This is a genomic window from Rufibacter roseus (assembly GCF_001647285.1).
Taxonomy (GTDB): domain Bacteria; phylum Bacteroidota; class Bacteroidia; order Cytophagales; family Hymenobacteraceae; genus Nibribacter; species Nibribacter roseus.
Window position 1 is genome coordinate 1 of the sequence record NZ_LRML01000029.1, and the last position, 6997, is coordinate 6997.

Annotated in this window: 2 protein-coding genes; one reads left to right on the forward strand and one right to left on the reverse strand. The window is 41.8% G+C overall.

What is annotated here, in order from left to right; all coding sequences use genetic code 11:
* Positions 1–5628: CARDB domain-containing protein (locus A8O23_RS20980; protein ID WP_153042313.1), on the reverse strand; the 5628-nt coding region annotated here is incomplete at its 3' end.
* A 403-nt stretch (positions 5629–6031) separates the two neighbouring features.
* Here A8O23_RS20980 and A8O23_RS21950 point away from each other — a divergent pair.
* A complete protein-coding gene (locus A8O23_RS21950; RefSeq protein ID WP_066626064.1) occupies positions 6032–6703 on the forward strand; it encodes a LuxR C-terminal-related transcriptional regulator in 672 nt (223 codons plus the stop codon).
* Positions 6704–6997 lie beyond the last annotated feature (294 nt).

Genomic DNA, 6997 nt, shown 5'->3' on the forward strand with positions numbered 1-6997 from the left:
CTCCACCCGGAACTCGTTCACGTACCGCTCGTAGGTCCCCGTCTTCTCGTAGGGGACCTCGAACTGGATGCCCGGCCTTATGGAAGAAATGGCCAAGGCCGATGTTGTAATGCTGAGCGGTTCCGGTCCCGGGGTTGGTTCTACAGGCCCGGTAGTTCCACCAACAATTTTTTCGAATACAATAAAATTAAAATTGTTTTCCTCTGATTGCTCTACAATGCTACTATCTGCATCTGCAAAAATTAAAACTTTGTATGTGCCTAATTTTATATTTGCCGGAAGGACAATTTCTAAATTGTTAATGAGATAGGTTTGCTTACACGCTAACGAGGCAGAATTAATTGTAATAGTTTTCAACAAGCTATCTGATGAACTTAATTGAAGATCATCAGATAGATAAAATTTCAATTGACTATCATTTTCAACCGAACTCCCAACATTTTGAATATTCAAACTAGCTGTTATCTTATTAGTTGAGGTAGTTTTCCCGCTAATTGGTTCTAACAAATTGAGATCAGGGTTTGATTTTATGGCAGCTTTAACCCCTGATGAATTATAGTTATTAGTTTCATTTATTTCGGGAATTACATTACCATTCAAATTTGGAAAATAGCCATCTGCTATGGCAAAAACAAATTTGTCTCCTTCAATCCCACAGGAAGAGAATTTTAAATCAAAGGAACCCTCATAAACTTCACCAGCAGCCAAAGACGGAATATGGATCCAGTTATATTCTTCACCATATGAAGTTAATCTAGTATCTGTAGATGGGCTGAAATTATCATCATCTGACACATATACATCAAGATAGGAATCACTAACCGGGCCCTGCCCTTGATTTTTAATACTAAAGTTAATTCTAGTTCTCTCATTAGCAACAGGAGAGGTATTACTAATGGTAAAACTCTGTAATACTAAGTCAGGGTTCTTAGATACTACTAGAGATCTTGCATGTGTATTATTCTCTTCATTGATTTCATTTAATCCAGACCTAGGATCAACTTTAGCGAGAACATAATAGTCACCTAAAGCAGCAGTAGAAGGAATAGTAAGAACTTCAGTAATTATAGTTTCTCCTTCACAAACGAGCATTGCACTAAACCTAGAATGCCCTATTGGTTGATCACTTGCATCAAGAGTGTCATTTTTGGACAGGTAATAATTTATTTCCTGTGTTCCCTCAAATAAAACGCCGGTATTTGTTACAGTAGATTCTACAGTGATAGATCCTCCGGCATCTACGGTTCTTACGTTTTTTATTTTTATGTAAATCCCTAAGTCGGGTTTAGTGCCCACAAAAGTATATTCCCCTGAAGCCGTAGTGTTAGTAGTATCATTTAATAAAATTTCTTTTCGGATATAAGAATATTCTCCCCTATTATAATTTAAAGCAGGGTTAAGTATAACACGTAGGTTCTTGGTACCATAATTAACACATGAAATAGGCAAGGCTTTACTAATACTTTTTCTTTGCCCTAAATCTAATCCACTTTCCCTTGTTAAATCAATTCTATTTTGTTCAGACCTAAAATCAATATAATACTCTCCTAATGCACCTTCTCCTGTATTAACTACATCAAAATTAACCGTTACCATTCCATTTTCTTGATTGGTATTGGAAATTTCAAAATTTTCAATTTTTATACCAGCATTTTTAGTAATAAATATTGGCACAACCGCAAGGTTGTTTGTTTCATTTTTCTCATAGATTTTATTTTCAGGGTCTAGTTGAAAAATTAAATAACGTTGACCTAACAAAGCAATACTATCTGGAATTTTAACTGACTTAAAAAGAGCACTACTAGTATTTCTTAATGGAGCCTCCGTCTCAAAACCATTCCCAGATATGTTAATATCTTCTACAACATCTAATACCTCATCTTCAGATATATATACTTTATAAGATGATTTGGACGCATAACTAGCACACTCTGCAGTATTTACAATTTTTGATGATGGCTTAAAGGTCAAAGTATCATTAATAGAAATGGTAGAATATTCTGCCACAATATCTTTAAATTGTAAATCTGGCGGGCAAGTAACATTTAAGGCTTGTACATTAGAGGAAGCTTCTCCGCTATCATTTAAAGATAAAATCTTAAAATAATAAGAAGCGTCTTTCACAACACTTGTATCAGTGTATGAAGTTATGTTCTCTGCAACAATAGTTACAACAGTATCCCTATCAAATTCTGGCACAAGAGACCTGACAACCTTAAAGCTAGTTTCGTTTGACGAGTTATCCGCCCAATTCAAGGTTACTACTGTATCTGAAACAGAAGTGAGCACAAGATTAGATGGGGCAAAAGGTTTTGTACTGACTACTGCATCTGAAACAAGCGCATTCACTGTAAGCAAGGCTGCTCCTGAATTTGCCTCTGCACCGCTGCTCACCACCACCCGGTACCAGTAGCCGTTCATCTCAAGAGGAACATTTGAGAGCAGGAGGGTATCATTGGTGGCTCCGCCGTACACGCCGCCGTTGCTGATGTTGGCGAAGGTAGTGCCAGCATCCTGGCTTACTTGCCACTGGTAGGTGATTGCACCTTCTCCACTGGCCCCTACGGTGAAACTGGTACTCTGCCCCGCGGTGATAGTCTTGGCGACGGGTTGGGTTGTGATGGAGGGCGGGGTAGCTACCGTAACAGCGTTAGCAAACTTCATCACCGTAACTTTGCTTCCATATACGCCATCATTTCTATTTTGATAACCTAAGTACAGTGTACCATTAGATGCCATGGCTAACGAAGCATGATGTGCATCATCAGGTGAAAAACCTAGTGGCCCAACCGCTACCCAACTGCTGCCGTCATACTTCATGACAGTGGCCCTGCCTGTATAGGCATAGTCAAAATAGGCTACAAAAGGTGTACCATCTTGCGCTACCACTAAAGAAGGGGATGAAGTCATTCCTTCCGAAAAACCTTGTGGGCCAACTAATTCCCAGCTGCTTCCGGTATATTTCATTACGGTGGCTTTTTGACCATTGCTCTGGTCTCCTCTATAAGCTACATACGGCAGGCCGTCTGGTGACAAGGCCAATGAGACATCAGCAATTACACCAGCTGAAAAGCCCGATGTGCCCACCACTTCCCATGCGCTGCCATTGTACTTCATAACAGAAGCTTTACCACCATACTTACCATCCTGAAAAGCCACATATAATTCTCCATTTGGCGCCATTACCATTTTTAAATTGTCATTAATCCAGGTGGAGAAGCCTCTTACGCCAACTACGTCCCAACTGCTTCCATTGTACTTTCTCACTGTTATCCTCCCTGCGAAATCACCATTAAGATTAGTATTAAGCTCTTGGTAAGCTATATAAGGCGTATTATCTGGCGCAATAACCAGTGAAAGATAACCGCCTGACCCCTCTGATGGGAAACTGGAACCGCCCACCGCTGCCCATTTGCTTCCATTGTATTTTATGACAGTCAAACCTTGACTACTACCTGCTTGAGCGAAGCCGACATAAGGGGTACCGTCTGCGGAAAAGGCTATTGAAATGTTCCATACATTGTCAAAAGAGGTGTAATAATCACTACCTTCAAAACCTTTTGTTGAGCCTACTTTTACCCAGCTGCCACCATAGTACTTCATGATGACAAGTTCATAGTTCTCATTATATTCTTCTTGTGAATCTACAAAAGCAACATACGGCGTTCCATCTGGGGCTAACGCAAAGGTTGTCCTGTTAGCAACCCCTTGAGAGAAATTAGGTGTGCCTACTACCTCCCAAGGGTTGGTGGCAGGATCTATCTCTCTTACAGAAAGCGTTGCAGCATTAGAAAGGGTTTCTACACCGTTGCTCACTACCACCCGGTATTGGTAGCTATGCATAGAAACAGGAACGTTGGTTAAATATAAAGTATTGGTAGTAGCACCACTGTACACACCGCCATTGCTGACACTGGCGAAGGTGCTGCCACCGTCACGGCTTTCCTGCCATTGGTACATTAAATTAGACCCAGTAGCCCCAACTGAGAAAGCAGCACCTTCGCCTGCATACGTTAAGCGATTAGCTGGCTGTGTAGTAATAGAGGGCGGGGTAGAAAGCACCTCTACTGTAACTGAACTTTGGGAAGTGCAACCCGTCTCTTGGTCAGTAACCGTTACCGAATAAGTTGTAGTCTTGTTTATGGTACTGATATATGGGTCAGCTACAGTCGCACTACTTAGATTGGTGGAAGGGGACCAACTGTAGGTGTAAGGAGGGTTGATAGCCACTGGGTAATCTAAAATCAAATCTCCGCTACAGTAGTCATAGAACACAGAACCGGAGAAGTCGAGCAGTACCCGCATACGGGTCACCAAATTCAGTCCGGCGGGAATATCAAGGAAACCATTGGCAGAGGCTCCCCCGCCATAGACATCTACTCTATCATCATAGACTTTCTCTGATTCTTCAAAAATGCCATCTTGGTTAAAATCAATTAGAATATGAAGTTGTCCATAGCTGTAGTATAGCTCTGGAGTCTGCAGGCTAAAATCAAACGGCACCAGGTTTATGTTGTCTGCTGAGGAAGTCACTACCGCCGGAGCTAAGGTCATGGTGTAGTCATAGTAACTTTTATCTGGCGCAGCATACTCATTGAGCTGACGGGAGTTCAACTGTAGTTGTCCTGAAAGAACAGACGCGCTAACGGTAGGTGAACAATAGGAAGCTGTTCCTATAGAGCCCGTATAAACCGAAATGCTGGAGGAGCTATTCATGCGAACCGAACCTGCGTTGGCCACGGCAATCACTACGGGTTTCCCATTGTCAACTATCCCGTCACAGTCATTATCTTTGCCATCGCAAATATCCTCCGCCCTAGGATGTATGGATGCATCATAATCGTCGCAGTCGTCGCCCGGAAAGATTTGGTAAGCTCCGTAGAAACTCGGGTCGCACAGTTCAAGGGGCAAAACACTAAAATGGCCGTCTCCGTCTTCATCCATGTAATAGTCTTTGGCAGGGAAAATTCGGATAGCCCCACCCTCATTCACAGACCCTATGACAGAAGGGCTAGATGCCACAACGCGTATTTGGTAACCGGCCCCGTTGGCATAAGAAGGAGGGAAAACCGTTGTTTCACCGGACTCTGTACTTTTAAACGTATCTAGGTTAACAGGGGAAGCAAAGCTACCGTTAGCATCAGAGAGCTGGATTGTGAAGACGTTGTCACTGTTAAATGGCGATGAAACAAAGAAGGACACGTTTATTGGCATTCCCGGACAGTAGTAGTTGTCTGTAGAAATGAAGCCGGTGGTTATAGTTGGCGTTTCTACTGCTGTCCTTAAAGCATTAGTTTCAGTATTGGTTTTACCTGAATCAACTATCTTCCCTAACACACCGTATTGGGATATGACAGGCGGCTCAATAAAGAGGGAAATTGGCCTTGGGCTGGCAATAAAGCCTGATAAAGCAAAACTGATGCTTTTCTCCCATTGATAAAAGAACCCGTTACTAACCATAGAATTAGCGCCTCTGATGACAGAAGCTGTTGGCTCGTCAGAAGCCTCTTGACAAGAATGGACATCTGAGACATTTACTTTTCCCCAGCTATTGGAGAGGGCTTCGCGGCTAAGCCCTCCAGTGAGAAGGAGGAGCAACAGGAAAATTTTAGTAAAGAGTGTTTTCATAAAACTACATTATGTGTGACGGATATTTTGAAGAAGGCTATTTAAACAAAACCTACAATTCCACTTAATAAGGGTAGTCACTCCTTCAAAATGAAAGTAGTGAGTCATCTGTGAATTATTTCATTAATAGCCAAGGGGGGCATGGCCGTATTACAAAAAGGAATTAGATTTGATTATTTGTTCATCCAAGCGTTGGATAGGATGGTAGTTTAGGGTGTAGCTAAAGTAAGTTATAGTTATACTGCATATTCACTAAGTATAAATAGTAACAAAAGTATGTCCCCTTGATTGACTCTGCAATCACCATTTCTGGTGATTTTTATAATATTTTGCCGAAACCATAAATCCCCCCTTTTGTACTAGATTATTAAAGAATTTATCTTACCATATCATAATTGAAAAGATGAATAACAAGGACACGATAGCCGAGGCTGTCACCGAGGTTGAAAAACTAGCAGAAAAAATGCCTTGTGTGTTGGTCTTGCACAACATGCAGACCATGTCCGTGGTGTGGATGTCTAGCAGAGGGCTTGCCATCTTGGGCGTAAGCGCTGAGGAGATAGAAGGAAAAAGCGAAGAAAGCTACCATAGCCTACATTTTAATCCCGAGGACGCCAAGGACTACGTGCCCAAGCTTCAAAACCTAATTGAGTGCAACGATGAGGAGAAGATTGTCACCTTCTTCCAACAAGTGCGTGCATCTGAAAGCCAGGAGTGGCAATGGTATATGAGTAGTGCCAAGATTTTTAAAAAGGACACTGAGAACAAGCCGCTGTTGGTTCTTTCCATTTCCATACCCATAGACCCACATAACCACATAACTGCCAAGGTGGAGCGCCTACTGGAGGAGAATAATTTCCTTAGAAAGCATCTTCAGGAGTTCTCAAAGCTAAGCGAACGGGAGTGCGAGGTGCTCAGGCTGCTGGCGCTGGGCAAAAGCGCCTCTGACACGGCAGAAGAACTATGCATCTCAACTAACACTGTAGAGTCTCATCGCAAAAATATAAAGCAAAAGCTCAATACGAATTCGTTCTTTGAACTCTGTCAGTATGCCCGGGCCTTCGATTTAATCTAAAAATAAGGTTATAAATGTACAACCGGAGGAAATAAAGCCGGAATAGTGGGAGAAAATGAATTTCTTTTAACTTTAATAATCACTGTTTTCCAGCTCAAAGAGTCGAAGATACTTTGAGCTGGATTGTCTCATTATCTTTAAAGAGGCATAAATGGAAAAAGGATAAACCAGTTCTAGAACTGGTTTATCCTTTTTCATTTATGATTAACTATCAAACTTTTTTATTCATGGTTTGCTAACGCTACTGGAACTCCAGAGTTACCTTACCACCAGCCTGGCTGTATGCGCCACCCC

What these genes read in the sequence shown, in the direction of transcription:
- A8O23_RS21950 (WP_066626064.1), top strand. Translation starts at nt 6,032, where the DNA reads ATGAATAACAAGGACACGATAGCCGAGGCTGTCACCGAGGTTGAAAAA.